The following is a 26,748-nucleotide window of genomic DNA, read 5'->3' on the forward strand; positions in this document are numbered from 1 at the left end:
ATCGGGCGATCGGGTCCCGGTCCGTCCGGGGGATGCGGTAGCGCTACGTGATCATGTGTGACGCCGCGTGGTTCTCAAAGATGAGAGTCCTTGCATTTCGCTGTGCGGTTGCTGTCTCTTTGTCTTAGGAGCGTCTTAAGCCTTGTGGGTACGGCATATCCGGTGCCTATAGTCGGCGCGTGACCGACATGGGGCCTGAGGCGAGTTCCGACATCCGAGAACCCCGCAGGCCCGCTGGCGTCCTCGATCTCGTCGCCGCTCTCCAGCAACTCGACGAGTCGATCGTCGGGAATGCCGTTTTCCACATTTCCCGCCGCAATCCGACATTGCCCCCGCTGCCGTTCGCGGAGTCGTCCGGCGGACCGATTCTGAATTCGGCTCCAATGGGCGAATCGCGGCCGGAATCGCGTTCCCCGGATGTCGGGTTTATGTCAGCTAATTCATTACTGTCGGTAGTTGACGTCGCGGCAGCGGGTTCCCAGCGTGTGGAACCGTTCGCGTCGGTTCCGGCCGCCGTGTCGTCCGCTGCCGCCGGCGAGCCGGCGGAGGTCGCGGCGGGGCACGCCTCGCCTGCGCCGCCGGACCGCGGGGGCACGCCGACCGCGCTGCTTCCGACCGCGCTGTTTCCGGCGGCGCCCGCCGGCGATCCGGTGGATGCCACGTCCCCGTCGTCGGTGCCGCTTCCGGCGCCGGGTCGTGGCGGCGGGCCGATCGCGCCGCCGTCGGTGGCGTCGTCTGGTGAGCCGGTGGATGCCGTGCTCGTACCGGCGCCACTTCCGGCATCGGAGCGTGGTGGTGAGTCTGCTGCGGTGCCGCGGGAGGCGGCGTCGCGGGAGGTCGCGTCTGCTGCGGTGCCGCTGGAGGCGGCCTTGGTTGCGGTGCCGCGGGAGGCGGCGTTGGCTGTGGTGCCGCGGGAGGCGGCGTTGGCTGTGGTGCCGCGGGAGGCGGCGTTGGCTGTGGTGCCGCGGGAGGTCGCGTTGGCTGCGGTGTCGCGGGAGGCCGGGTGGGCTGTGGTGCCGCCGGTCGCGTCGACTGGTGAGCCGAAGGCGGTGTCTGCCGGTGAGCCGAAGGCCGCGTCTGCCGGTGAGTCGGTTGCGGCGGTGGCCGCGCTCACGTCACTTCCGGCGTCGGAACGAGGCGGTGAGCCGGGTGGAGCGTCGCGAGCGGAGACGCGCATTCCGGCATTCCGGGCGGCGCGGTCGGCGCGGATGGCGGCGGTCATGCCGGCGGCCCCGGCGGCGGAAGGCCGTGACCAGCGGGAACCCGCGCCGGTACCCATGACTTCTGATAGCGGTGGGCGCGCCTCGGAGGTCAACGTGTCCGGCGCACCGGAGAAGCTTTCCGTCGACGGGGATTCCCGCGACGGGCCTGTGGACGGACCGTCGGCGGAGCCGGCGGATGGAGACGAGACAGCGGCCACGGGGACGGCCGCGGCAGAACCGGTCGCGGACGCGGCCGTAGGCACGGCGCCGGGGACCGGCGGCGGACAGGACGCGACGTTCGCCGAAGGGGGCGCAACAGTGCTTGCGAACAGTGAGAACGACCCGAAACCCGGCCCGGACGCGACGGCGTCACCGGCCGGGACCCGCACCCCGCCGCGGCGCCCGGCCCACCCGGACGGCGCCACGCCCACGCAATCGGGCATCGTCACGTCCGGCGGATCCGGGCAACCGGCGGATCCGGATACCGCCAAGGCACGGGAAACCACCGGCGATTCGCCGACATCCGCCACCGAACAGCCGGGCGACACACCCCAGCCTGAGGCCGACGCCGGACCGGAGCTCGGCGTCTCCGGGTCCGAGGCTGACGCCGCACCGGAGGCCGGCGGTGACGCGGCACTGGAAGCCGGTGGTGACGCGGCACTGGGAGCCGACGGTGCTCCGCAAACCGACGTCGACGCTGCGTCGGAAGTTGACGTTGACGCGGCATTGAGGATTGGCGCGGACGCTGACGCTGTGTTGAAAGCTGACGTTGACGCGGCACTGAGGGTGGGCGTCGAAGGCGATGCCGCGCCAGAAGTAGACATCGATGCGGCACCGAGGGCTGACGCCGGCATGGCGCCAAAAACTGACGCTGACGCGGCACCGAAGACCGACGCCGACATCGACGCGGCACCGCCGACCGCCGCTGCGCCGGAAGCTGACGGCGATGTGGCGCCGAGCGCTGGTACCGACGCTGACGTGGCACGGGGTGACGGCGCCGATGGCCATGACGCGGTGGAGACCGCGGGTTCAGTGGCCGCGGGCGGGGGAGCGGAAGCGGAGCCGGCAGCCGACGCGGTCACGGAAGCCGGGGCACCGGCTGAGCGGGGAAGCGCTATCGGGCCGAGGCCGGACGGTGAGCCGGCCGGTCAGGGCGACGTCGCCGTGCCCGTTGGCGGGCCGGAACCGGCGGACGGGCGGGAGCCGGCAGGTGGTTCGGGGCCGGTCGGGACGGGCGGTGACGACGAGACCGCGCTGATCGTCGGAGTCGCCACCGCGCCGGTGGCCGGTGGCGGTGACGTGGTGCGGGAGGACGAGTCGGAGCGGACCGGCGAGATCATTCTGCTGCTGCCGGCCGGCGAGGACGAGTCCGACCGTACCGGCGAGATCGTGCTCCTGGCTCCCTCCGCGGGAGGGAATGACGCTGCCGTCGCAAGCGCGGTGGCCGGGGTCAACGGTGCACATCCAGACCTGCGGGCGGATCCGCGCGAGGAGACTTTCGCGCTGCGGGCGGCGGTGGACCCGTGGATCGGCACCGCGGATGCGGACGTGACTCTCCACCTCGCCGTGGAGCCGCACCCGGAGCCTGCGGTCATCCCGGAGCCCGCGGTGGTCGATTCTCGTCCGGAGGATGTGGCGATCGGGGAGCCGCAGCCGGAACGTGCGATGGTCGATTCCCGTCCGGAGACTGCGGTGATCGTGGAGCCGCAGCCGGAACATGCGGCGAGCGATTCGGCTCTGGAGGGCGCGGTCATCGCGGAGTCGCACCCGGAGCCTGCGGCAACCGATTCGGTCCTGGGGTCTGCGGCGATCGATTCGGGCCCGGAAGCCGCAGCCGCTGTGGATCCGCGTCCGGCGCCCGCGGCCGTCACTGATCCAGGCTCGCAGGACGCGGCCGACGTCGATCCGCACGCGGCGGCTGCGCCCTTCGCGGACGCGCATCCCCAGGCCACGGCGATCGCGGATCAGCGCTCGGCGGCTGCGGCGCTCGCAGGTCCGCGTTCGGCGACCGCGGCGACCGCGGAAAATCCGGACTCACGTTCGGGGGCCGCGGTGACGGACTCACGTTCGGAGGCCACGGGGACTTCGGACTCGTGTGCCGAGGCCGCGGTGACCTCGGAATCGCCGTCGGAGACCGCGGCGGCCACGCCGGCGCACCCGGAGATCGCGACGACCCCGGAGGCCGGCCCACCGGCGGACCCGGAGGACCACCATCCCGGATCGCGCCCGGCGGCAGATCCGCAGGCGACGGCAGATCCGCAGGCGACGGCAGATTCGCAGGCGACGGCAGATTCGCAGGCGACGGCAGATCCGCGGGCGACGGCAGATCCGCGGGCAATTGATCCGCGGGCCGCGGTGACCAGGGTGACCGGGTCGTATCCGGTGCTGACGACGGCGTCCGGTGCGTATCCGCTGGTGCGGCCGGAGCTGGTCAACGAGGTGTCCGGTGGGTACCCGGTGATCAATTCCAGTCGGGCCGGCGGGTCCGGTGCCTACCTGTCGCTGAACGGCAACGCGGCCGCGTACGCCGCGTTGAACCGGGCCTCCGGGGCCTGTCCGACGGTGCCGGACGCGGATGACGACGCGCGTGCGGTGGGTGCCGCGCGGGTGGTCGGGCCACCGCGGCGGTTCGTCGGGTCGGCGCAGGCGGAGATCTCGGCGGATCAGGCGCCGCGCCGGCGTGGTGACGTCTGGCTCGCGGTGCTGCTGGTCGCCGTGGCGGCGGTGGCGATCCTGGGCGTCGCCTATGCGATCGCGATGAGCTGAGAGTCGCCGGGGCGGGTGACCGCCCCGGCGTGCCGATCAGTTGCGAAGGTCGTCGCCCCGGGCGGCGGCCGGCTGTGGCCTGCGGCGCTCGGTGTCATCGGCGATGATGACGGTGGCGACGAGCATGGCGACGACGACGGCGAAGAGCCAGGAGGCGTCGGTCGTGAGGCTCGCCGAGACGGGAGCGTGGACCGCGGCCAGGACGAAACCCAGCCAGGCGAGGCGCCGCTGGCGCGGTGTCAGAAATCCGGTGACTCGCTGCTGCATTTGGGCAAGTCTGCCTTGCGATCACGGGGTCACACTCACCTTTTCGGCCGATACCGATACGTCCGTCCGTACCCTTATAGGTATGTGTTGATCTTGGCCGGGCGGCCGATCGCGGGCGTTGTCGTGCGCCGCCAGGCATGATCACAGGGTGCCCCTCCTCGCGCTCGCCTACTTCGGATTCATCAGCCTCGGCCTGCCCGACGGCCTGCTCGGCGTGGCCTGGCCGTCGATGGCCGCGGACTACCGTGTGCCGCTGGACGCGCTCGGTTTCCTGACGATCGCCGGCATGGTCGGTTACTTCACCTCCAGCGTCGCGGCCGGGTTCGCGATCGGGCGGATCGGCGTGGGCTGGCTGCTGGCGATCAGCACGGGGCTGGCGTCGCTGGCGCTGACCGGTTACCTGAGCGTGCCGACCATGGGACTCGCGGTGGTGTGCGCGCTGGTGCTCGCGCTCGGGTCCGGCGCGATCGACTCGGGGCTGAACGCGTACGCGGCGACCGCGTTCGGGCCGCGGCACATGAACTGGCTGCACGCGTTCTTCGGGCTCGGCGTCGCGATCGGCCCCCTGATCATGACCGGTGTGCTCACGCTGGGACTCCCGTGGCGCTGGGGTTACGGCATCGTGGCGGTCTTCCAGGCGGGTCTCGCGCTCGCGTTCGCGCTGACCGTACGGCTGTGGGCGCGCACCGGCCCGGCGGAGGCGCCGGCACCGACCGTGCCCGTGCGCACGCACACGTTGCGCATCCCCGCGGTCTGGCTCGGGATCGGCGCGTTCATCTGTTACGTCGCGATCGAGGCGGTGGCCGGGCTCTGGGCGTACACCGTGCTCACCCAGGGCCGGGACGTGTCACCGCGGGCGGCCGGCCTGATCGTCTCCGGGTACTGGGGCGCGCTCTTCGCCGGCCGGGTGATCTTCGGCTGGGTGTCCGAGCGGATCAGCAGCCACCAGATCCTGGTCGGCGCGCTGACCGGGATCGCCGTCGGCGCCGCGCTGATCTCGCTGCCCGCGCCGGCCTGGGTCGCGGCCGCCGGCCTGGTCGTGGTCGGCTTCTTCGCCGCGCCGGTCTTCCCGCTGCTCATCCTCACCACCGCGGACCGGGTCGGCGCCGCGCACGCGGACCGGGCGATCGGCCTGCAGGTCGGCTCGTCCAGCCTGGGTGCCGCGCTGGTCCCGGCGCTGGTCGGCGTGCTGCTCAACCGCGCCGGGTTCGGCTGGCTCGGCCCGGTGCTGCTGGTCCTGTCCGTGCTGCTGGTGATCCTCTACCTGCTGGCGTCACGCCGGCGGGTGGCCGTCTGAGGGGTCCGCCTCGTGGCCGGGCTCGCCGTGGGTGCGCCGGCGCTCCTTGAGCCGCGCCTCCCACAGGTGCCGCCGCCCGCCCGCGAGCGTGTCCCGGGCGGTCCGCTCCAGTTCGCGGAAGACCGAGACGTACCCGTCCTCGTACTCCTCCACCAGCTGGAACGTCCATCGTCCGGCGATCACGTTGCGGCCGATCAGCTCGGTCTGCACGCGGTCGGCCAGTTCGTGATGGCCGGCCTCGCGCAGCTTCGCCACCGCACCGTCCAGTTTGAAGTCCGCCTCGCCGGTCAGCTGGTGCATCGCGTACAGATGCCCGCGCGCCCGCTCGGTCGTCTCCAGTGCCTCGGTCAGCCGGCCCAGTGCCTCGACCGTCACGTCGTCGATCTCCACGGCGCCGTGAATACCCACAACCGTCCGGGGTACGCCGTGGAGCGCGACAATCATGGGTGAATCGGTCTTCATGTCGGCCGTCCGGCTGAGGCGGGCCGCGGGGGAGGGCGGCTAGCGTCACTCCACATGACTCTCGGGTCTTCCGGCTCCGCCGATCAGTACACCGCCACCCAGCGGGCCCGATCCGCGCTCGCCGGCCTGATGTCCTCGGTCGGCGCGCTCGGCCTCGCCGCGGCCGCCTCCGCGCCGGCCCTGCTCGCCGCGATCGACCAGCACGCCGCCGCGATCCGCGACAGCCTCGAGGCCGACCTGCGCCCGCTGTCCGCGATCGCGCTGGCCGGGTACGTCGAGGGCATCCGCGACGCGGCGCTCGAGCACGGCTGGCGCATGCCGGAGGGCCACATCGACTTCGCCACCGGCGACTGGGTGCTGACCCGGATGCTCGCCGTCTGCGCGCTCGCCCAGGCGCTGCCCGCCCGCGCCTGAGGTACGGCGCCGGGAACACCCCGACGTGGTTCCCGCACGGAAAGCGGGGCGCGTCCCGGGTGGGACACGCCCCGCTCTCCGGGGGGAGGGTTCAGTCCCTGTCGCGCCGGACCGCGTCCGGCGGCGGCACCGGCTGCGTCGGGTCCGCACCGGTGGGCTCGCCACCCGCGCGGCCGGGCCGGTAGCTCGGCCCGGTGGCGGAACCGTCCGACGCCAGCGGGGCCAGCTTGCCGGACGGCGCCACGCTGCCCGACTGGTAGAGCCCGCGACCCGTGTTGATCGCCTGCGTCGCGTCCACGTCCGGGGCCGGCGTCGCCGGGTCCTCCTGGCGCGGAATGACCGCGGTCTTGTCCGACATCTGCCGGTTCGCGTCGTCGCGCCCGGCCTCCTCGGCCGCGGCCCGCTCCCGGGCCGCGCGCTCCTCGGCCTCGGCCTCGGCCCGCTCGCGCGCCGCCCGCTCCTCGGCCTCGGCCCGCTCCAGCGCTTCCGCCCGCTCGCGGGCCAGGCGCTCCTCGGCCTCCGCCTGCTGGGCGGCGATCCGCTCGCTCTCGCGGCGCTCCTCCGCGCGGCGCTCCGCGTCGATCCGCTCGTTCTCCTCGGCCTCGAGGCGGGCCTTCCGCTCCGCCTCCAGGCGCTCGGCCTCGGCGCGCGCGGCCCGCTCGGCCTCGTCCCGGGCCTGCACCTCGGCCGCGTACTCGCGGGCCCGCTCGCGGATCACCTCGGTCTCGGTCGCGGCGCGGGTCAGCCAGGTGTCCCAGCGGGACTGCATCGGGCGGACCAGGCCGCCGCCGACGCCGACGATCAGGATCCCGGCGCTCGTGGCGAGCACCGCGACCAGCACCGGCGTGGTGACGGTGGTGGCGATGCCGGCCTGGTTGAGCGCGGCGATGACGCCGAGCCCGACGATGAACGCCCAGGCGAAACCCGCGACGAACCGGCCGTACGTGAGTCCGCCGAGCGCGGCCCGGATCAGGTCGCGGACCGCGCCGGCGATGGCGGCGGAAACGACCACGATGACGATCGCGACGAACGCGCGCGGCAGCCAGGCGACCACCCCGGAGATCAGGTCACTGACCGGGTTCGGACCCCAGACGCCGAACGCGAGCTGCAACGTGAGCAGCAGCACCGCGTAGTAGACCAGCTTGGCGAGGATGTCGCTCGCGTCGTACCGGGTGCGCTCCAGCGCGCGGCCGATGCCGCCGCGCTCGACGGCCCGGTCGAAGCCGACCCGTTCCAGGATCTTGTCGACGACCTTGCGCACGCCCTTCGCCACGAAATATCCGACGACCAGGATCGCGATGAACGCGACGGCCTTCGGTACGAAGAGCAGCACGGATCGCCACATGTCGGTGATCGCGTCCGCCATTCGGTCCCTCCCTCGTAAAGCTCGGTGAACCGCGCTGGGAAAGCCCGGTTCACCGAGCCATACCCCGGCCTGCGCAAACGAAAACCGCCGGGCCCAGGGGTGGTGGGCTCGGCGGTTTCGACGGTCGGAGGTTACGGCTGCGGACGGTCCACCTCGCCACGCCACGCACCGGTCTCGACGCCGGCCCGGTCGGACTCGATGAACTCCTTGAAGCGCTTCATGTCACCCTTGACCCGGCGGTCGACGATGCCGAGCTTGTCGCCGGCCTGCTCGGCGATGCCCTCCGGCTCGAACTCCATCTGCGCGGTGACCCGGGTGTGCGTCTCGTCCAGGCGGTGGAACGTGATCACGCCGGACTGCTTGATGCCACCGGTGGACGTCCACGCGACGCGCTCGTCCGGCAGCTGCTCGGTGATCTTCGCGTCGAACTCGCGCTTGACGCCGGCGATCTCGGTCTTCCAGTGGGTGTCGGTGTCGGAGATCTGCCGGATCTCGGTGACCCCCTCCATGAACTGGGGGAACTCCTCGAACTGGGTCCACTGGTTGTAGGCGGTGCGGATCGGCACGGCCACGTCCACGTGTTCGGTCACGGTACCCATTGAAATTCCTCCTTCTCACAAGCTCGGTGACCTCTGGCTACCCGGTGAGATCGCGATCAAACACGATCAGCTCGCGGGGTCCTTGGGCGGCAGCGGCGGGTCCGGGTCCTCGACGCCGCCCTGCAGCGCCCGGCCACGCGCCACCTGAGCGTTGATCTCCACGCCGAGCATCACGGCCGAGTTGATCAGGTAGAGCCAGACCAGGAACGCGATCACCGCGCCGAGACTGCCGTACGTGCGGTCGTACGAGCCGAAGTTCGCCACGTACAGCCCGAACCCGAAGCTGACCAGCGAGGCCGCCAGCAACGTGACGAACCCGCCCACGGTCAGCCAGCGGAACCGTGGCTGCCGCACGTTCGGCGCTATCCAGAACAGCAGCGCCAGCAGCAGCATCCCGACCAGCGCCAGCACCGGCCACCTGGCGAAGCCCCAGATCCGCAGCGGGGTGTCGCCGAGGTGCAACGCGTCACCGACCGCGTCCGCGACCGGTCCGCTGATCGCGAGCCCGAACGCGCCGATCGAGAGCAGCACCAGCGCGGCCGCGGTCAGCAGGATCTGCAGCGGCCGCAGCTTCCACCACGGTCGGCCCTCGTCGACGCCGTAGATCGCGTTCGACGCGCGGGTGAAGCCGCCGACGTACCCGGACGCGGACCACAGCGCGCCCACCACGCCGAAACTCAGCAACGCACCGGCCGACGTCTGGCCCAGCACGGTGTCCCGGATGAACATCTCGAACGACGGGTCGTCCAGTAGCGACCGTGCACCCAGGTCGTACAGAATGTCGAGAATGGTGTCGACCGCGGCCTGTCCCTCGGAGACCAGGCCGACCAGCGCCACGATCACGATCGCGGACGGGAAGAGCGAGAGCACGGAGTAATAGGTCAGGCTCGCGGCCCAGTCCGAGCAGTTGTGGTTGATGAAGCCGTTGACGGCCCGCCACAGTATGCCGCGCCAGGTGCGCCAGCGCAGTTGCCGTAACCGGTCGGGCAGGCGAAGGGGCTCGGTGGTCGACGCCATGATGCGCCTCCGCTGGTCAAAGGGTGGCTGGTCCATACCCGGGGTACTCATGGGTCAAACTGACAGAACAGCCACGGAGATATAGGGGCGAACATGGACACCGCGGACGCGATCATCGTCGGAGCCGGCCACAACGGGCTGGTCGCGGCGAACCTGCTGGCCGACGCCGGCTGGGACGTGCTGGTGCTGGAGGCGACGCCGCACGCGGGCGGTGCGGTGCGGTCCGGCCACGTCACCGCGCCCGGATACCTCTCCGACCTGTTCAGCGCGTTCTATCCGCTCGGGTACGCGTCCCCGGTGATCAACCGGCTCGGCCTCGGCGAGCACGGCCTGTCCTGGCGGCACGCGCCGGACGTGCTCTGCCACCTGTTACCGGACGGCCGGTCCGTGACGATGAACCGGGACATCGAGGTCACCGCCGCGTCCGTGGAGGAGTTCGCGCCCGGCGACGGCGAGCGGTGGAAGAACGCGTACCGGGACTGGCAGGACGTCGCCACCCCGATGCTGGACGTGATCACCTCGCCGTTCCCGCCGGTCCGCGCCGGGCTGGGCCTCGCCGCGAAGCTGCGCGTCTCCGGCGGCATGCGGCTGGCCCGCCGCCTGCTGCTGTCCGCGCGCGAGCTGGGCTCCGAGCTGTTCCGCGGTGAAGGCGCGAAGCTGCTGCTGGCCGGCAACGCGCTGCACACCGACCTGTCCCCGGAGGAGGCCGGCGGCGCGGTCTACGGCTGGCTGCTGGCCATGCTCGGTCAGCAGGCCGGCTGGCCGGTCCCGGTCGGCGGCGCGCAGCGGCTCTCCGACGCGCTGGTCTCCCGCCTGGTGTCGCGCGGCGGCCGGATCGTCTACGGCGTGCGCGCGGAACGGATCCTGGTCGCGCGCGGCCGGGCGATGGGCGTGCGCTCCACCGGCGGCACCGACTGGCGGGCCCGCCGCGCGGTGCTCGCCGACGTGCCCGCGCCCTCGCTCTACCTGGACCTGGTCGGCGCGCGGCACCTCCCGCCCCGGCTGGTCGAGGACCTGGCGCACTTCCGCTGGGACGGCTCCACCATCAAGATCGACTGGGCGCTGTCCGGCCCGGTGCCGTGGAAGAACCCGGCCGTCGGGCGGGCCGGCACGGTGCACCTCGGCGCGGACCTCAACGGCCTCACCCGGTACGCCGCGGAACTGGCCTGCGGCGAACTGCCCACCGAGCCGTTCCTGCTGGCCGGCCAGATGACCACGGCCGACCCGTCCCGCTCGCCGGCCGGCACCGAGTCCCTCTGGGCGTACTCGCACCTGCCGTTCCGCACCGACTGGGACGGCGAGCCGGTCGCCCGCCAGGCCGAGCGGATGGAGGACGTGCTGGAGCGGGCCGCGCCCGGCTTCCGCCAGCTGGTGGTGGCCCGGCACGTGGCCGGCCCCGGCGACCTGGAGCGGGCGGACCCCAGCCTGGTCGGCGGCACGGTCGGCGGCGGCTCCCAGGCCGCGTTCCAGCAACTGTTCTTCCGGCCGATCCCCGGCCTGGGCCGCGCCGACACGCCGGTGGACCGCCTGTTCCTGGCCGGCTCGTCCGCACACCCCGGCGGCGGCGTGCACGGCGCGCCGGGCGCGAACGCGGCCCGCGCCGCGATCGCCCGGGACCGCACGCTCACCGGCGACCTCTACGCGTCGGCGATCCGCACCGCACACCGCGCGGTCTACGCGGACCGCTGACACCACGGCCCGTTCCGGCCGCCGGCCCGGCCACGGCCGAGTCGCGCGGTCGGTCCTGCCCGCCGGTGGCGTGCGCCGGGTCCACCGCCGTGCTCATGCCGGCCGGCCTGGGGTCCCGGCTGTCAGTGACACTCGGCCGGTGTTCTCGCTGTCGACCGGTCACGGCCGGTCCCGCGGCCGGTTCCGGTCGCCGCGGTTGCGCCGCGGGGCGGTCCGCGGCCGGTCCGGCCGCCGAGTCGTGCGGTGGTTCTCGGTTGTTCAGCGATGCCCGGCCGGTTCGGCTGCCGATCGGTCACGGCTGACTCCCCGCCGGTCCGGCTGTCGGTGGTGCGCGGCGGGGCCGCGGCCACCGATGTGCACGGCCGGTTGCGGCCGCCGTCGGTGTGCGGTGGGTTCCGGCGTCGGCTGGGTCTCGCGGCTGGTTGTGGCCGCCGTCCGTGTGCGACGGGTTCCGGCTGCCAGTGACGCCCGGCCGTTTCGGATGTCGACCGGCGGCGGCAGGGTTTGGCGGCCTGCGCGGTGAGTTTGGTGGCGACGTGCGCGGTGAGTTCCGGTGGTGAGTGATGCCCGACCAGTTTTGGCCGCCTACCGGTGATGACCGGCTTTCGCCCCTGGTTGCGGCTCCCGGCGGTGTGCGGATGCCGACCGTGGGTGCGGCGAGTTTCGGCCGCGGGTAGTAGTAACGAGTCCCGCGGCGCGGTCGCGTTGCAGGTTCCGGCCACTGACCAGAACCGGCCGCGTCGCACATCGGGCTACGTCGCCGCTGGGGCGAGGTCCGACCTCGCGGCCGATCAGAGGATGGCCGGATCTGCAGGCTTGGACGCGCGGGGTTGGGTCGGCCGGGACCCGCCGGATCCGCGGGCCGGGATGCGCGGTGGCGTCGGCCGGGATCCGCGGGATCCATGGGCCGGGACGCGCCGGTTGGGTCCGCCGGGACGTGCCGATCCGGGGGCCGGGATGCGCGGGTTGCGTCGGTCGGGATGCGCCGGATCCGCGGACCGGGCGCGCGGGATCCGTCGGCCGGGATGCGTCGGCCGGGACCGGCGGGATCGGTCGGCCGGGACGCGCCGGTTGCGTCGACCGTGATCCGCCGGATCCGTGGGGCGGGACGCGCGGGATCCGTCGGCCGCACCTGTCGGATCCGCGCCGGCCGGACGCGCTGGATTCGCCACCGGATCCACCGCCGCCCGGTCCACCGTCCGATCCCGCCGCCGCGCCGGGTGCGGAACAGGCCCGGAGGCTGCTCGCGTGGCCGATTCGGTGCCCCCGCCGGGCTCCCGCGGTCATGTGCGATCAAGACGCATCGTGATCGAAACGCCACCTATCGGCTCCGATTCGATCTTCGCAGCTCAGGACCGCACACGGCAGGTCACAACATCAACACGGTTGCCCGGACCAGGCCTGATTTATGGGATTTTCTGCGTGTATTGCGACGTGAGGAGCGGTCTCGTGGGGTGGCGCGGACCACTCCGAGGCGATTAGATTTCATTTCGATACAGGCCTTGACTGGCCAGTTGTTAGCGCTAACACTTCACCTCAACCACCACGGCGAAACACCGGAGTAACTCCGACGACATCTGGCCGCGGGGCGATGCGGGGCACCGTTCGCACCGTCGGCGGCCAGCTGCGGGCACCACCGTGGGGCTTCCAGAACTCAAGGGAGAGAGCATGAAACTCGCGAGGCTCGCTGCCGCGGCCATAGGCCTGACCGTCGCCCTTTCCGTGACCGCCTGTGGTTCGGCTGAGAAGGCCGGCGAGTCCGGCGGCGACACCGGTTCGGCCGAGGGCGCGCTGGTCGGCGTGACCATGCCGACCAAGGTCTCGGAGCGCTGGGTCGCCGACGGCAACAACGTCAAGGCCGCGCTGGAGAAGCTTGGCTACAAGGTCGACCTGCAGTACGCGGAGAACGACATCCCGACGCAGGCGAACCAGATCGACAACCAGATCACGCAGGGCGCGAAGCTCCTGATCATCGCGTCGATCGACGGCACCGCGCTCACCAGTCAGCTGGAGAACGCGAAGGCCAACAACATCCCGGTGATCTCTTACGACCGGCTCATCCGCAAGTCGCCGAACGTGGACTACTACGCCACGTTCGACAACGAGAAGGTCGGCGTCCAGCAGGCCACCTCGCTGCTGGTCGGCCTGGGCATCAAGAAGGCGGACGGCACCGACGGCGACAAGAAGGGCCCGTTCAACATCGAGCTCTTCGCCGGTTCGCCCGACGACAACAACGCGACGTTCTTCTTCAACGGCGCGATGAAGACGCTGAAGCCGTACATCGACAACGGCACGCTGGTCGTCAAGAGCGGTCAGACGGACTTCAACACCGTCTCCACGCTCCGCTGGGACCCGGCCACGGCCCAGCAGCGCATGGAGAACATCATCACCACGACGTACACCGGCAACAACAAGGTCGCCGGTGTGCTCTCGCCGTACGACGGCATCTCGATCGGCATCCTCTCCGCGCTGAAGAGCAACGGCTACGGCACCGCCGCGCAGCCGTGGCCGATCGTCACCGGCCAGGACGCCGAGGTCGCGTCGGTCAAGTCGATCATCAACAACGAGCAGTACGCCACCATCTACAAGGACACCCGGCAGCTCGCCGACGTGACCGTGAAGATGGCGGACGCGGTCCTCAAGGGCGGCACGCCGGAGGTCAACAACACCACGGACTACGACAACGGCAACAAGGTCGTCCCGTCGTACCTGCTGGAGCCGGTGATCGTCTACAAGGACAACTACAAGGCGACGCTGGTCGACACCGGTTACTACACCGAGGACCAGCTCAAGTAAGACCCCGTTTCATCCCGGCGGTGGGCCTCGGCCCACCGCCGGTCACCTTTAGAGCAACGAGGAGCAACCGCCGTGGCCGACGCGCTACTGCAGATGCGGGGAATCACCAAGACATTCCCCGGCGTCAAGGCGCTCTCCGACGTGAACCTCACCGTCAAACGCGGCGAGATCCACGCCATCTGCGGGGAGAACGGGGCCGGCAAGTCGACCCTGATGAAGGTGCTCTCCGGTGTCTACCCACACGGGACGTACACCGGTGAGATCGTGTTCGACGGGCAGGAGTGCCACTTCTCCGACATCCGCGACAGCGAGAAGCGCGGCATCGTCATCATCCACCAGGAGCTGGCGCTCAGCCCGTACCTGTCGATCGCGGAGAACATCTTCCTCGGCAACGAGGTGGTGCGCCGCGGCCTGATCGACTGGAACGAGACGAACGACCGCGCGGCCAAGCTGATGCGGCGCGTCGGCCTGGTGGAGAACCCGACCACGCCGGCCATGGACATCGGCGTCGGCAAGCAGCAACTCGTGGAGATCGCCAAGGCGCTCTCCAAGGAGGTCCGGCTGCTCATCCTGGACGAGCCGACCGCGGCGCTGAACGACGAGGACTCCGCGCACCTGCTGAACCTGCTGCGCGAGCTGCGCGCGCAGGGCATCACGTGCGTGATCATCTCGCACAAGCTGAACGAGATCAAAGCGATCGCCGACTCGCTGACCATCATTCGCGACGGCCGCACGATCGAGACGCTGGACATGCGGGCGGACAACGTCACCGAGGACCGGATCATCTCCGGCATGGTGGGCCGCGACCTCGAGCACCGGTACCCGCCGCACACCTCGAAGGTGGGCCCGGAGGTGCTGCGCATCGAGAACTGGACCGTGCACAGCCCCACCCAGCAGGGTCGCAAGATCATCGACAACGCGAACCTGACGCTGCGCCGTGGCGAGATCGTCGGCTTGGCGGGCCTGATGGGCGCCGGCCGTACCGAGTTGGCCATGAGCGTGTTCGGCCGCGCGTACGGCGTTGACATCTCCGGCAGGATCTACAAGAACGGCAAGGAGATCCGGCTCCGGAACGTCGGCGACGCGATCAAGCACGGTCTCGCGTACGCGACCGAGGACCGGAAGCGCTACGGCCTCAACCTGATCGAGGACATCCAGCGCAACGTCTCCGGCGCGAGCCTGGAGAAGCTGACCAAGGCCGGCTGGGTCAACGAGAACGAGGAGTTCAAGGTCGCGGAACAGTACCGCCGGGACCTGAACGTGAAGGCGCCGAGCGTCGCGTCCGTCACCGGCACGCTCTCCGGCGGCAACCAGCAGAAGGTCGTGCTGGCCAAGTGGATCTACTCCGACCCGGACGTGCTGATCCTCGACGAGCCGACCCGGGGCATCGACGTCGGTGCCAAGTACGAGATCTACACCATCATCAACGCCCTCGCGGACCAGGGCAAGGCGATCCTCGTGATCTCCTCCGAGTTGCCCGAGCTGCTCGGCATCTGCGACCGGATCTACGCGCTCTCCGCCGGCCGGGTCACCGGCGAGGTGCCCCGCGCGGAGGCGACCCCGGAGCGACTCATGCAGTTCATGACCAAGGTTAAGGAGTAAGGCCGCGATGAGTAGCGTCGCGCCGGCGACCGGCGGTATCACCACCAACACGGCCAAGGTGCCCGGTGGAGGCGGCCCGAAGGGCGCCAATGGCGGGTTCTCGTTCAACCTGCGTCAGAGTGGCATCTACATCGCGTTCGCCCTGATCGTCGTGGGCTTCGCGGTGGCCACGGACGGCCAGCTGCTGGGCTTCCAGAACATCAGCAACATCATCATCCAGCACTCGTACATCCTGATCCTGGCGATCGGGATGATCCTGATCATCATCGCCGGCCACATCGACCTCTCGGTCGGTTCCGTGGTCGCGACCACCGGCGCGATAGCGGCCGTACTGATGGTCAACATGAACGTGCCGTGGCCGCTGGCCATCGTGCTGACGCTCATCGTCGGCGGCCTGATCGGCGCCTGGCAGGGCTACTGGGTCGCCTACTTCGGCATTCCCGCGTTCATCGTCACGCTGGCCGGCATGCTGCTGTTCCGCGCGGTCGCCATGCAGGTCCTGGGCAACCAGGGCATCGGCCCGTTCCCGGACGAGATCCGCACGATCGCCAACGGCTTCACGCCCGGCACGCTCGGCAACGTCGCGCTCGGCCCGCTCGGCGGCGCGGACATCATCACGCTGCTCGTCGGCATCCTGGTCTGCGCCGGCATGGTCGTCTCCCAGCTGCGCACCCGCCGTGCCCGGATCGGCTACCAGCAGTCGGTCGAGCCGATGGCCGTGCTGGTGGCCCGCAACGTGATCGCCATCGCCGTGATCATGACGATCGTGGTGCAGCTGGCCCGCTTCAAGAACCTGCCCTGGGTGCTCGTGCTGCTCGCCGGCCTGGTGCTGCTCTACACGCTGATCGCGAACCGGACCGTCTTCGGCCGGCACGTCTACGCGATCGGCGGCAACCTGCAGGCCGCGTCGCTGTCCGGCGTCAAGGTCAAGCGCGTCACGTTCTGGCTGTTCGTCAACATGGGCGTGCTCGCCGCGGTCGCCGGCATCATCCTCTCCGGCCGCCTGAACGTCGCGCTCCCCGGCGCCGGCAACACGTTCGAGCTCGACGCCATCGCCGCCGCGTTCATCGGTGGCGCGGCGGTCCAGGGCGGCGTCGGCAAGGTCGTCGGCGCCATCACCGGCGGCCTGATCATGGCCGTCATCAACAACGGCATGTCCCTGCTCGGCTCCGAGCCGGCCGAGGTCATGCTGGCCAAGGGCGGCGTCCTGCTGCTCGCGGTCGCGCTCGACGTCTGGGCCAAGCGCCGCGCGGGCGCCTCCCGCTGACGTCCCCCCGCATCACCGGCGGTGGTCCCTTTCCCGGGACCACCGCCGTTTTCATTGATCGACCCGCTTCCGGCGTGGCCGGGTCCCGCATGCTCCCGCGGGCACCGCTCGGCCGTTGGCCGGCCTCCCTGTCAGATCCGTGGCCACTCCCGGCAGACCCCGGAACGGTGCACGAGCCGGGGGAGACCGGGTGCGGTGGGCACCCGATCCCGCCGGCCCGGGCCGTGCCGTGACGACGTCCGGCTCAGACCGCGACGACGTCCGCGACCACGCACGCGATGTTGTCCGGTGCACCGCGGTCGTAGGTCAGCGCGATCAGGGCGTCGACGGTCTCCGCCGGAGTGCCGGGAGCGCGGAGCGTGGCCTCCAGCGCGTCCGGTTCGACGACCGCCGAGAGGCCGTCGGAGCACAGGAGGTAGCGGTCGCCCGGGTGTGCGGTGTGCAGCGACAGGTCGGGGGTGGCGTCGTGCCCCAGCGCCCGGACCAGCAGCGCGCGCTGCGGATGCGAGCGGGCCTCCTCGGCGCTGAGCCGGCCCTCGGACACCAGCGACTGGACGTACGTATGGTCCGCCGTGATCCGGAACAGTGTCCCCTCGCGGAGCAGGTAGGCCCGGGAGTCGCCGACGTGCACCAGGGCCAGTTCGGAACCGGACCAGAGCAGCGCGGTGAGCGTGGTGATCGAGTCCGGCCCGTCCGCGGACCGGATCGCCTCGTCGGCGGAGCCGATCGCCTCGGACAGCGCGTTGAGCAGGGTGCCGGCCGGCAGGTCGGCGGATTCGAGCGGCTTCAGCGCCTCGATCGCGGTGGTGCTGGCGCGCCGGCCGAGCGGGCCGCGCATGCCGTCCGCGACCGCGAGCAGGCGGGTGCCGGCGTACGCGGCGTCCTCGTTGGTGTCCCGCTCGCGGCCCGCGTCGGTGCGGGCGGCGTAGCGGATGCCGAGGGCGGTGGATCGGTCTGACATGGGGGAACCCCTTCCCGACAGGTAGTCGACGAGGAAGGTGGCGAGCTGCTCGCGGGCCTGGGCCTCCCGGGCGATCCGGTCCCGGAACGCGGCGACCGCCTCGGCGGCGGCCGGCGGCGGCAGTGCGCAGACCTCGCGGATGCGGGCCAGCGGCATGCCGAGCCGGCGTAGCCAGGCGACCAGCCGTGCGCGTTCCAGCTGCTCGGGGGCGTAGCGCCGGTAGCCGGACGACGGATCCACCACGGCCGGTGGCAGCAGGCCGAGGTCGTCGTAGAGCCGCAGCGCCTTGGGCGAGAGCCGGCTCAGCCGGGCGAACGCCCCGATGGTCAGCAGGGACACGAGCGGGTGCACCTCCTCCTCGTGCCGGCCGTCCCGGGCCGGCACGAGAAGGAGAATGCGGGTTTCCCCACGGTGAAGGTCAAGCCTTCTTCATCAGGTCGGCGCAGCCGTGCTCGTCGGGCAGGAGCGGGCGGAGCTGGACGGTGTACTTCGTGCCGGCCGACGTCCACGGCGTGATCGCGGTGGCGCTCTCCGCGGCGGCGAGCACGTCCTTGGCGGTCTGCGCCTCCGCGCTCACGCACCCGGTGTCGAGGCCCTCGCCGAGCGGCGTGCCGGGCAGTGCCGGGCCGGGCCACGCCTTCTCGGTCTGCACGGGGTCGCCCTCGGCCTGCTGGAACGGCATGGCGATGCCGGCGATCTCGGCGGGCTGGTAGTCGACCGGCTCCTTGACCCGGCTCGGGCCGAGCGTGGTCTCCAGGTCCTGCAGCGCGGTGATGAGGCCGCTGAGCAGCTCGCGGTCGCGGACCTGGTCGGCGGCGAGGCCGTCCGCGGCGCCGGCGGCCTCGACCAGCGCGTACGCCTCGACGGTCTGCACGCCCTGCTCGGTCAGCAGCGTGAAGCGGGTGGTCTGCGCGTCCGCGACGCCGGGCCGGCCGAGGTCGACGCCGTTCTGCACGCCGGCGGAGCGGGCGCGCTCGACGAGCACGTTGACGTCGGCGGCCTCGACGTACTGCACCTGCAGGTTCGGCAGCGCGGGGCCCGGGTACTGCCGCGTGGTCGGCCCCTCGGTGATCACGCGGCCGTCCGCGTACACACTGATCATCGGGAGCCGGGTGGCGAGCATGGCCGGCGTGACGTAGCCACCGGTGTAGTCGACGCGCAGGACGAGCGTGCTGCCGGTGATCTCCGGGATGTCGCCGGTCGGTCCGGCGGCGCCCGAGGAGGCGGACGCGGAGCCGGCGGCACCCTGGGCGGCGCTGTTCGAGTTCGCGCAGGCGCCGGTCAGCAGGAGGGTGGCGGCCGCGGCGCCGCCGAGGAGGGCGCGCGCGGGACGGGTGAGTGTCGGCATGACCTGTATGACGAGCGGAGCCGGGTACGGGTTCCGCCGTTATGAGTGGGTTTTCTCCGCCGCGGCCTTCTGCCGGGCCGCGACGTCGGAGAGCCGGCGCAGCGACTCCCGGTTGCGCTGGTGCAGGACCAGGTCGTTCAGCTTGGTGTGCGCCCATTTGAACGGGCCGGCCACCGGTTCCTCGACGAACGTGATGTGCGTTGCATCGGTGCCGTGCGGTGCGAGCGTCATGCTGACGACCGCCTCGCCGACCGGCCACAGACCGACGCGCAGCACCAGCCGCCGCTCCGGTTCCGACTCGAGCACCCGGGAGCCGTCGTGCAGCGAGAACGGCCACGGGCCGGCCTTGTGGAACAGGCGCGAGCCGGGCGCGGGCCAGTTCTGGTCGACGTCGCGGATGTGCACGGTGCCGACCACCCAGTCGCTGTACGTCCAGCCGTCCGCGAGTGCCGCCCACACCTGCTTCGGTGTTGCGGGGATGACCTGCTCGACCTTCGCCATGCAGGGCGGATACCCCGTACCGGGCCGCGACTAACCGCAGTTGTTCCGGTAACCTGCTCAAAATATCCCCTAAAAGGGGAATAATTGTATTTATGCGTATCGCGATGGTGGCCGCCGGAACGGGGGCCGGTGCACTCTCGGCCGCGCTCCGCCGCCTCGGGCACGACGTGCGCGAGTACGACGCCGCCGGCAAGCGCGCGGGTGAGCGGCTCGGCGCGACCTGGGCGGACGGTGCCGACTGGGCGCCGGAGGTGATCCACGCGCACGGGTGGGCGGCCGGCGTCGCCGCGCTCGCGTCCGGCGCGGCCCCGCTGGTCCAGTCCTTCCACGGTCTCAGCACGCCCGGACCGGTCACCGCGGACACCGACGAACGCCGCACCTACGAGCGCCTGCTCTGCCGCGTCGCCGACCGGATCATCGCCGGCTCCACCGACGAGGCCGGTGACCTGCTGCGGCTCGGCGTACCGCGCGGCCGGATCACGCTGGTCCCGCCCGGCGTCGACTGTGACCTGTTCACGCCGGTCGGCGACCCGATGCCCCGGGTACGCCCGCGGGTGCTCGCGGTCGCGGACGGCGCCGCCTGGGCCGGTGACCTGGTCCGCGCGATGCGGATGGTGCCGGACGCGGAGGCGGTCGTCCTCGGCGGGCCGCCCGACCTGACCGACCTGGCCGAGCGCTGCCGTGTCGCCGACCGGGTCGTGCCGCACCGCGCCGTGCCGCACGACGAGCTCCCCGCGTGGTACCGCTCCGCCGACGTGGCGGTCTGCGCACCCTGGCGCGACCCGTCCGGTAGCGCGCCGATCGAGGCGATGGCGTGCGGCGTGCCCGTGGTCGGCACCGCGACCGGCCTGGTCCGGGACGCGGTGATCGACGGGCTGACCGGCGAACTGGTGCCGCCGCGGGACCCGCGCGCGCTCGGCATGGCGATCCGCGCGCTGCTCGCCGACAACGTGCGCCGGTTCACCGCCGCCACCGCCGCGCTGGACCGCGCCCGCCAGGTGTACCCGTGGCAGCGCGTCGCCGACCGTACCGCCGTGGTGTGTCTCGAGGCCTGTGGCCAGGTGGTGCCGGTCGTGGCGGAAGAGCTGTCCGTGCCGTCCTGAGCCCGGACCGGCGACGCTACCCGGCACCCGGCGGCCTCCCCACCGGTGCCGGCGTGCCGGAGGCCGCGTCCGGAAGCCGGACGCCCCGGCCGGGACCCGGACCCGGACGTCAGGACCGGAACTCGGGGCCGGACGCCCGGGGCAAGACGCCGGGCCGGAACCGGAGGGGCGGGGTCAGCGCCGCGGGCGGGCCCGCTGCGGAGTGGTGCCGGACCAGGAGCGGAAGGCGCGGTAGAACGAACCGGGGTCGTCGTAGCCGAGGAGGAACGCGATCTCGGTGGCCGAGACGTCCGGGCGGTCCAGGTAGGCGCGGGCGAGCGCGTGCCGCGTACCGTCGAGCACGCGCTGGAACGTGGTGTGTTCCGCGGCCAGGCGGCGTTGCAGCGTGCGGCCGCTCAGCGCCAGCCGGCGGGCGACCGCGGTCGCGGTGCCCTCGCCGGCCGGCAGCAGCTCGATCAGCACGGCCCGCACCCGCTCCGCGGTCGACTCGGCGCGCTCCAGGTCGGCCAGGCGGCGGCGCAGGTCCGGCGCGAAGACCCGCCACATCTCCGCGTTCTCGGTCAGGAACGGGCGGCGCGCGTCGTGGGCGGCGAAGACGACCTCGGCCTCGGTCCCGCGTCGGAACGGCACGCCGAGGAAGTCCCGCCACGCCTCGGCGACGGCGCCCGCCGGCGGATCCGGCGTCGTGAACCGGGCCGGCACGACCCGGGTGCGGGTGGCGATCCGGGCCAGCGCCACCCAGACGGCCAGCTCGTACGCGACGAGGCCGGGCGGTGGCACCGGCACGGCCGGCCACCGCATGGTCAGCCGCAGCTCGTCGCCGGGCGCGATGAGCACCCGCTGCGGCCCGATCAGGCGTTTGTGTGCCGCGATCCGCTCCGCCGCGCGGCGCAGGTGCGGACTGCACAGCGCCGCGAAGATCGGCGGGTGGAACGTCTCCGTGCTCATCCGCTCGGCCGCCCGCACCGGGAACGCCGGATCGCCGGAGATCTCCGCCATCGCGGTCCAGCAGTGGAAGAACTGCTCGGGCGTGACCGTCACCGGACCGCGCACGAACAGGTCGCCGGGCAACCCGGCGGCCCGCAGCACCGGGCCGGCCGGTATGCCGAGATCCGCGAACATCACCGCGATCGCCGGGCTGAGCGTGTATCCGGCCGGGCTCACGGGTGCGCTGCCGGCCGGTCCAGCGCGCGGGCCACGTCGACGTCGAGGCCGGTCGCGTCGCGGGAGAACTCCCACAGCGCGCGGATCGCGCGGCCGGCGCCCGGCCGGATCAGCCGGCGCGCGACGGGCGGGCCGGAGATCTGCCGGCGCGGGCCGACCATGGTGCCGCCGTCGACGCGCGGATCGGTCGCGGCACGCAGCTGGCTCAGCGCGCCGCGCTCCACGGTCATGCCGAGTCTGCGCGCCATCGGGAACATGATGGCACCGCGCGGTCCGGCTCCGGTGGCGCGGTCCATCAGGTCGGAGTTCGCGAAGCCCGGGTGCGCGGTGACCGCCCGGGCGGATCGGCCGGCGGCCCGGAACTGGCGGTCCAGTCCCTGCGCGAAGTGCCGGTTGGCGAGCTTGGAGTCGTCGTAGGCGCGCCAGCCCCCGTACCCCGGCCTGCTCGTGGTTTTGGGGTCGAGCGGCCGCCCGAAGTGCTGCGCGCCGCTGGTCAGCGTCACCACCCGCGCACCGGGCGTGCGGGCGATCGCCGGGAGCAGGTGCGCGGTGAGCGCCCAGTGCCCGAGGTGGTTGACGCCGAGGTGGATCTCGAATCCGTCCGCCGTGGTGGCCGGCGGCACCGCCATCACGCCCGCGTTGTTGATCAGCAGGTCGATCGTGCGGTGCGCGGCCAGGATCTCGCCGGCCGCGCGCGCGACGGAGGCCAGCTCGGCCAGGTCGAGCGGCACGACGTCGACGACGGCGTCCGGGTGGGCGGCCAGGATCCGGTCGCGGGCCGGCAGTGCCCGGGCCCGGCTGCGCGCCGCCATGATCACGTGAGCGCCGCGGGCCGCGAGCGCGGTGGCGGTCACCAGGCCGAGCCCGCCGCTGCCGCCCGTCACGACCGCCACGCGTCCGGCCTGAGCCGGGATGTCCGCCGTCGACCAGGCCATGTTCGCTACCTCCGGGGGAGTGGTTCGCCGTCCCGGACGACGCTATGGATCCCGGAAGCCGCGCACAGTGGCAGAACGCGCCGTGCTGGTGCCCGATCGCGCCGGCTCAGGCGGGGGCGGCGATCGCCTTCTCCCAGCCGGGGGCCAGCGTGACGCCGTACTGCAGGGGCGGCACGTCCGCGTCGGGATAGGTGATGCCGAGGTGGCGCCAGAAGTCGACGAAGACCCAGGAGTCGGTGAGCGCGTACTCGTCGTCCGGGTGGGCCCGCCGCTCGTCGTCGGCGTCCAGATCCTCCTCGGTGACCGGCGTCAGGTAGTCGGTGATCTCACCGGCCTCGACGCCGAAGACGCCGGCCACGGTCGCCGGGTCGGAGTTCCAGCGGTGCTCGGTGCCGGACTCCTCCTCGAAGTAGTCCGGGCGGGACGTGAACCGGTCGCGCTCCTGGCCGGACTCGAAGACCAGATGGCTCCAGAAGTCGTCCTCGAACGCGGAGACGCAGCTGGCCACGGTGCCGAGCCGGAGGCTGACCGCGCGGGCGATCTCGACCGCGGCCTCCGCGCCGGTGCTCGGCCACATCACCACGGTCCAGCCGTCCAGCGGCTCGAACACGTCCACCTGGTTCTCGACCTCACCGGTGGTCGCGGCGCCGAGTCGCGCCTCCACGCCGCATTCCGCGGCGTACGCGACGACCAGCCGCGCCACCTCACCGGCGTCGTCGTGCCGGAAGGCGCCGAGCTCCTTGACACCGCTCACGGTTGGCCCCCTCCGTCTCGACCTCGCCTCATCGTATGAGGCGATTCATGGCGATTTCAGGGATTTGCCGGACCGGTCGCGTCGATAACAGCCGCGACGTCGGCGGGCGGCGGGTAGGGGCGCTCGGGTGGCAACAGCCATCATCCAGCGGAATGATGGCTTGATCCAGGTCATCCGGCCGGGACGGAACGGTGGCACGAAATGGCCGGCCGCGAGGGCCGGCAGCGCGATCTCCGGGGAATACGCCTGGTAGACCGTGATGGTTCGGTCGGTGAAGACCGCGCGGACCTGCCGGGCGGGGACGGTGTCGGACACGGTCCGATGGTCGCCCGCCCGGCGCGGGAACACGATCGATTAACGGCTCAGGCGTTGAAGATCGCGGACAGTTCGTCCCGGAAGCGCCGCTCACCCTCGGTGACCACGTCGCCGCCGATGCCGAGGATGCCGCCGGTCGGCGCGGCCGTGACCACCTGCTCCGCGATCGTGACGAGCCAGTGCGTGTACGCCCCCGCCTGGCCCTCGTCCACCTTCTCCCGCAGCAGCGTGTTCGCCTGCCGCGCGCGGTCCAGGACGTCCGCGATGTAGACCGCCGGGTCGCTCGGCGTCAGCGTGGGCAGTTCCTCGCCCGCCTCCGGGTCACCCACGCGGGTGACCAGCTCGTTGGCGATCTCGGTGACCAGCCAGTTGCCGGACTCGCGCCCGGCCGCGATGCCCTCCAGGCCGGCCTGGTTCTCCTGCTGCGTGCGCCTGGAACCGTCCGACTCCGCGGCCGACGCGGCCGTCAGCACCGCGTGCGGAAGGCCCACGAGCAGGCCCCACTCCTGGTCGGAGAACCCGAGCTGGCTGAATACCGGCTGCTCCGTCACTGTGACACCTCTCGGTTTTCATGGTGGGGGAAAGTCATGGAGGATCATGCCAGTCTTACCCGGCCGCCGTGCGCGGGAACCCCGGTCACCGCGCCGTCCACTCGTCACGCAGCGTGCGCCGGGTTCAGGACAGCGCGTCGGTCACGGCGGTCTCGGTGCGGCCGAGGTGCACGGGTTCGCGGCCGGTGACGAGGTCCAGGACGGCCTTGACGTGAGCGAGGTGTTCGCGGGTGGCGGCCTGCCGCCAGTTCCCCGGGAAGATGTCACGGACCGTGTCGTCGCCGACGCCGGAGGTGTCGATGCCGAGCTCGCGGCAGAGCGCGACGGAGCGGGCGATGTGGAAGCTCTGGGTGACCACTATCGCGCGGTCCACACCGAAGATCTCCTTGGCCCGGAAACACGAGTCGTACGTGTCGAAGCCCGCGTAGTCGCGCACCACGTGCTCGGGCGGGACGCCGTTGCGGACCAGCCAGGCGTACATCGCGGTGGGCTCGTCGTACTCGCGGCGGCCGTTGTCCCCGGAGACCAGGATGGCCTGCACCTTGCCGGTCACGTAGAGCTGCCGGGCGGTCTCCAGCCGGGCGGCCAGGAAGTCGCCGGGCTCACCGGTGCGCAGCACCTGCGTGCCGAGCACCAGCGCGACCGGCGCGGCCGGGACCGACGCGATCGTGTGCACGTGCCCCTCGGCCCGGCCGCGGATCCAGTTCTCGCTGGCGACCACGGTGACGGTGGCGGTGATGCCCGTGGCGACGGCGATCAGCGCCACGCGCCACCAGGTGAACCAGGACACCAAGGAGAGAAGGCGTTTCACCCTTCGAAGTATGCGTTACCTGATCACGTGGCCGGATCGGACCGACGATCCGATGATCAGCCGGCCGGCACGGGCTCGGGTACGCCACGCACGCGGGTGTGTGTCAGTCGACGAACAGTGAAGGTGACCGGTCCCGCCAGGGTGCCGCAGTCTCCAGCTGGGCGGCGAGGCGCAGCAGCAGGTCCTCGCGGGCGTGGCCGGCGGCGAGCTGGACGCCGATCGGCAGGCCGGTGCGGCTCTGGCCGAGCGGCAGGCTGATCGCGGGCGTGCCGGAGACGTTGAACGGCGCGGTGAACGGGCCGTACTCCAGGATCCGGTGCAGCCAGCCGCGCGCGTCCTGGCCCGGGTCGTCGTAGCGCAGCGTGCCGTGCGGCGCGGGGAGCTGCCCGAGCGTGGGCGTGACCAGCACGTCGTACCGGCTGAAGAACCGGCCGATCGGCTGGGTGACCCGGTGCTGCGCGTCGAGGAACGCCAGCATGTCCGCCGCGGTCGCGGTCTCGGCCTCGCGGAGGACCGCGCGGGAGACCGCCTCCAGCAGCGACGGGTCCGGCCGGCGGCCGCGCCCGCCGCGCAGCACCGCGTGCCCGGCGGCGACCACCCCCAGCATCAGCGCCTCGACGACGTCGTCCGCGGCGAACTCCGGCCGGGCCGGTTCGACCGTGTGGCCGAGCCATTCGAGCAGCTCACCGGCCGTGGTGGCGGCGTCCGCGACCTCCGGGTCCACCGGTGCGCCGGACCACGGCGCGACGCAGATCGCGACGCGCAGCCGGTCGGGCCGCAGGCCGGTCTCGTGCCCGAACGGGCGTACCGGTGGCGGGGTCTGGTACTTCTCGCCGTGGTGCGGCGCGCCGACCGCGTCCAGCAGGCGCGCGGTGTCGCGGACCGTGCGGGTCAGCGCGAACTCGTGGACCTGCCCGAGGCCGAGCTCGCCCACGGCCGGGCCGACCGGCACCCGTCCACGGGTCGGTTTCAGGCCGACCAGCCCGCACGCCGCGGCCGGCACCCGGATCGAGCCGGCGCCGTCGTTCGCGTGCGCGAGCGGGACCGCACCGGCCGCGACCAGCGCGGCCGCGCCACCGCTGGAGCCGCCGACGCCGCGGTCCGGCGCCCACGGGTTGCGGGTGGGGCCGTGCAGCACCGGCTCGGTGGCGAAGTTCAGGCCGAACTCCGGCGCCGTGGTCTGGCCGAGCGTGACCAGGCCGGCCGCGCGGAACCGGGCCATCAGCTCGGTGTCGGCGCTCGCGACCACGCCCCGGATCGCGCGGCTGCCCAGCCGGAACGCGGTGCCGCGGGCGACCGGGCCGCTGTCCTTGATCAGGAAGGGCACGCCGCCGAACGGTCCGTCCGGGTCGTGCGCGAGCGCGGGCTCGTAGAGCGGGCCGGTCAGCGCGTTGAGGTCGGCGTGCGCGGCGGCCAGCGCGCGGCGCGCCGCGTCCTCGACCTCCGCCGGCGTGACCTGACCGGTCGTGATCAGCTCGCGCAGGCCGGTGGCGTCGTGGCTCGCGTACTCGTGGACCTCCATCCGCACAGCGTGACGGCCGGGAGGCGGGCGAGCGACCGA

Annotated in this window: 22 protein-coding genes and 1 pseudogene; 8 read left to right on the plus strand and 15 right to left on the minus strand. The window is 72.3% G+C overall.

From position 1 onward, the window contains the following. Positions 1 to 179: 179 nt before the first annotated feature. The gene (locus J2S44_RS29575; protein ID WP_310420581.1) at positions 180 to 3,968 is read left to right on the plus strand and encodes a hypothetical protein; all 3,789 of its coding nucleotides are present in this window, start codon (positions 180 to 182) and stop codon (positions 3,966 to 3,968) included. Positions 3,969 to 4,004: 36 nt separating this feature from the next. On the opposite strand, the gene J2S44_RS29580 is transcribed toward J2S44_RS29575, so the two are convergent. Next, positions 4,005 to 4,235 (minus strand): hypothetical protein, encoded by a 231-nt coding sequence (locus J2S44_RS29580; RefSeq protein WP_310420583.1) that lies wholly within the window; start codon positions 4,233 to 4,235, stop codon positions 4,005 to 4,007. A 148-nt stretch (positions 4,236 to 4,383) separates the two neighbouring features. Here J2S44_RS29580 and J2S44_RS29585 point away from each other — a divergent pair, with 148 nt between their 5' ends. Continuing rightward, a complete protein-coding gene (locus tag J2S44_RS29585) occupies positions 4,384 to 5,532 on the plus strand; it encodes an MFS transporter (protein WP_310420584.1) in 1,149 nt (382 codons plus the stop codon). Here J2S44_RS29585 and J2S44_RS29590 read toward each other — a convergent pair. Continuing rightward, positions 5,509 to 5,922, minus strand: a complete 414-nt coding sequence (locus tag J2S44_RS29590; protein WP_310420586.1) for a hypothetical protein — start codon at positions 5,920 to 5,922, stop codon at positions 5,509 to 5,511. The two genes, J2S44_RS29585 and J2S44_RS29590, sit on opposite strands and share 24 nt — an antisense overlap. 126 nt (positions 5,923 to 6,048) lie before the next feature. Here J2S44_RS29590 and J2S44_RS29595 point away from each other — a divergent pair, with 126 nt between their 5' ends. Beyond that, entirely contained in the window at positions 6,049 to 6,408 is a 360-nt protein-coding gene (locus tag J2S44_RS29595) for a DUF6401 family natural product biosynthesis protein (protein WP_310420588.1), read from the plus strand. 91 nt (positions 6,409 to 6,499) lie between these two features. Here the strand turns inward: J2S44_RS29595 and J2S44_RS29600 are convergent, their stop codons facing one another. The 3 genes from J2S44_RS29600 to J2S44_RS29610 form a co-directional block, all read right to left on the minus strand. After that, a complete protein-coding gene (locus tag J2S44_RS29600; protein ID WP_310420590.1) occupies positions 6,500 to 7,774 on the minus strand; it encodes a mechanosensitive ion channel family protein in 1,275 nt (424 codons plus the stop codon). Positions 7,775 to 7,905: 131 nt separating this feature from the next. Next, complete coding sequence (locus J2S44_RS29605) at positions 7,906 to 8,373, minus strand: SRPBCC family protein (protein WP_310420592.1); 468 nt, start codon at positions 8,371 to 8,373, stop codon at positions 7,906 to 7,908. A 66-nt stretch (positions 8,374 to 8,439) separates the two neighbouring features. Then, on the minus strand, positions 8,440 to 9,390 hold the full coding sequence (locus tag J2S44_RS29610) for a YihY/virulence factor BrkB family protein (RefSeq protein ID WP_310420594.1): 951 nt from the start codon (positions 9,388 to 9,390) through the stop codon (positions 8,440 to 8,442). Positions 9,391 to 9,483: 93 nt separating this feature from the next. On the opposite strand from J2S44_RS29610, the gene J2S44_RS29615 reads away from it, so the two are divergent. The 4 genes from J2S44_RS29615 (at position 9,484) to mmsB (ending at position 16,744) form a co-directional block, all read left to right on the plus strand. Then, positions 9,484 to 11,079: a phytoene desaturase family protein gene (locus J2S44_RS29615; protein ID WP_310420596.1), complete on the plus strand. Its 1,596-nt coding sequence runs from the start codon at positions 9,484 to 9,486 to the stop codon at positions 11,077 to 11,079. A gap of 1,668 nt (positions 11,080 to 12,747) precedes the next feature. Next, positions 12,748 to 13,875 (plus strand): multiple monosaccharide ABC transporter substrate-binding protein, encoded by a 1,128-nt coding sequence (gene chvE, locus J2S44_RS29620; RefSeq protein ID WP_310420598.1) that lies wholly within the window; start codon positions 12,748 to 12,750, stop codon positions 13,873 to 13,875. 93 nt (positions 13,876 to 13,968) lie between these two features. After that, positions 13,969 to 15,477 (plus strand): multiple monosaccharide ABC transporter ATP-binding protein, encoded by a 1,509-nt coding sequence (gene mmsA / locus J2S44_RS29625; RefSeq protein ID WP_374728030.1) that lies wholly within the window; start codon positions 13,969 to 13,971, stop codon positions 15,475 to 15,477. 7 nt (positions 15,478 to 15,484) lie between these two features. Continuing rightward, positions 15,485 to 16,744, plus strand: coding sequence for a multiple monosaccharide ABC transporter permease (gene mmsB / locus J2S44_RS29630; protein WP_310420602.1), 1,260 nt, complete (start codon positions 15,485 to 15,487; stop codon positions 16,742 to 16,744). Positions 16,745 to 16,988: 244 nt separating this feature from the next. Here mmsB and J2S44_RS29635 read toward each other — a convergent pair whose 3' ends face one another. The 3 genes from J2S44_RS29635 to J2S44_RS29645 all read right to left on the minus strand — a co-directional run bounded on the left by J2S44_RS29635 (position 16,989) and on the right by J2S44_RS29645 (position 19,554). Continuing rightward, on the minus strand, positions 16,989 to 18,044 hold the full coding sequence (locus J2S44_RS29635) for a MerR family transcriptional regulator (RefSeq protein WP_310429988.1): 1,056 nt from the start codon (positions 18,042 to 18,044) through the stop codon (positions 16,989 to 16,991). A 79-nt stretch (positions 18,045 to 18,123) separates the two neighbouring features. Beyond that, positions 18,124 to 19,053, minus strand: coding sequence for a hypothetical protein (locus J2S44_RS29640; RefSeq protein ID WP_310420604.1), 930 nt, complete (start codon positions 19,051 to 19,053; stop codon positions 18,124 to 18,126). A 39-nt stretch (positions 19,054 to 19,092) separates the two neighbouring features. Beyond that, a complete protein-coding gene (locus tag J2S44_RS29645; RefSeq protein ID WP_310420606.1) occupies positions 19,093 to 19,554 on the minus strand; it encodes an SRPBCC family protein in 462 nt (153 codons plus the stop codon). 92 nt (positions 19,555 to 19,646) lie between these two features. On the opposite strand from J2S44_RS29645, the gene J2S44_RS29650 reads away from it, so the two are divergent. Beyond that, on the plus strand, positions 19,647 to 20,657 hold the full coding sequence (locus J2S44_RS29650; RefSeq protein ID WP_310420607.1) for a glycosyltransferase: 1,011 nt from the start codon (positions 19,647 to 19,649) through the stop codon (positions 20,655 to 20,657). A gap of 174 nt (positions 20,658 to 20,831) precedes the next feature. Here the strand turns inward: J2S44_RS29650 and J2S44_RS29655 are convergent, their stop codons facing one another. From J2S44_RS29655 to J2S44_RS29685, 7 genes and pseudogenes are all read right to left on the minus strand, one after another. Beyond that, positions 20,832 to 21,821 (minus strand): AraC family transcriptional regulator, encoded by a 990-nt coding sequence (locus tag J2S44_RS29655; RefSeq protein ID WP_310420609.1) that lies wholly within the window; start codon positions 21,819 to 21,821, stop codon positions 20,832 to 20,834. Then, positions 21,818 to 22,756 carry an SDR family NAD(P)-dependent oxidoreductase gene (locus J2S44_RS29660; RefSeq protein WP_310420612.1) on the minus strand — a complete coding sequence of 313 codons (939 nt, stop codon included), beginning with the start codon at positions 22,754 to 22,756 and terminating at the stop codon, positions 21,818 to 21,820. The genes J2S44_RS29655 and J2S44_RS29660 overlap by 4 nt, the downstream gene beginning before the upstream one ends. A gap of 106 nt (positions 22,757 to 22,862) precedes the next feature. Further along, positions 22,863 to 23,510, minus strand: coding sequence for a hypothetical protein (locus J2S44_RS29665; RefSeq protein ID WP_310420614.1), 648 nt, complete (start codon positions 23,508 to 23,510; stop codon positions 22,863 to 22,865). Between the two features lie 99 nt (positions 23,511 to 23,609). Then, positions 23,610 to 23,825: pseudogene (locus J2S44_RS29670) on the minus strand (DUF4291 family protein); the annotation flags it as partial. A 47-nt stretch (positions 23,826 to 23,872) separates the two neighbouring features. Continuing rightward, the gene (locus J2S44_RS29675) at positions 23,873 to 24,376 is read right to left on the minus strand and encodes a hypothetical protein (protein WP_310420616.1); all 504 of its coding nucleotides are present in this window, start codon (positions 24,374 to 24,376) and stop codon (positions 23,873 to 23,875) included. Between the two features lie 124 nt (positions 24,377 to 24,500). Beyond that, complete coding sequence (locus J2S44_RS29680; protein WP_310420617.1) at positions 24,501 to 25,187, minus strand: SanA/YdcF family protein; 687 nt, start codon at positions 25,185 to 25,187, stop codon at positions 24,501 to 24,503. Positions 25,188 to 25,290: 103 nt separating this feature from the next. Then, positions 25,291 to 26,709 carry an amidase gene (locus tag J2S44_RS29685; protein WP_310420619.1) on the minus strand — a complete coding sequence of 473 codons (1,419 nt, stop codon included), beginning with the start codon at positions 26,707 to 26,709 and terminating at the stop codon, positions 25,291 to 25,293. Between the last annotated feature and the right edge of the window lie 39 nt (positions 26,710 to 26,748).

This window comes from Catenuloplanes niger (assembly GCF_031458255.1).
In the GTDB taxonomy this organism is placed as follows: domain Bacteria; phylum Actinomycetota; class Actinomycetes; order Mycobacteriales; family Micromonosporaceae; genus Catenuloplanes; species Catenuloplanes niger.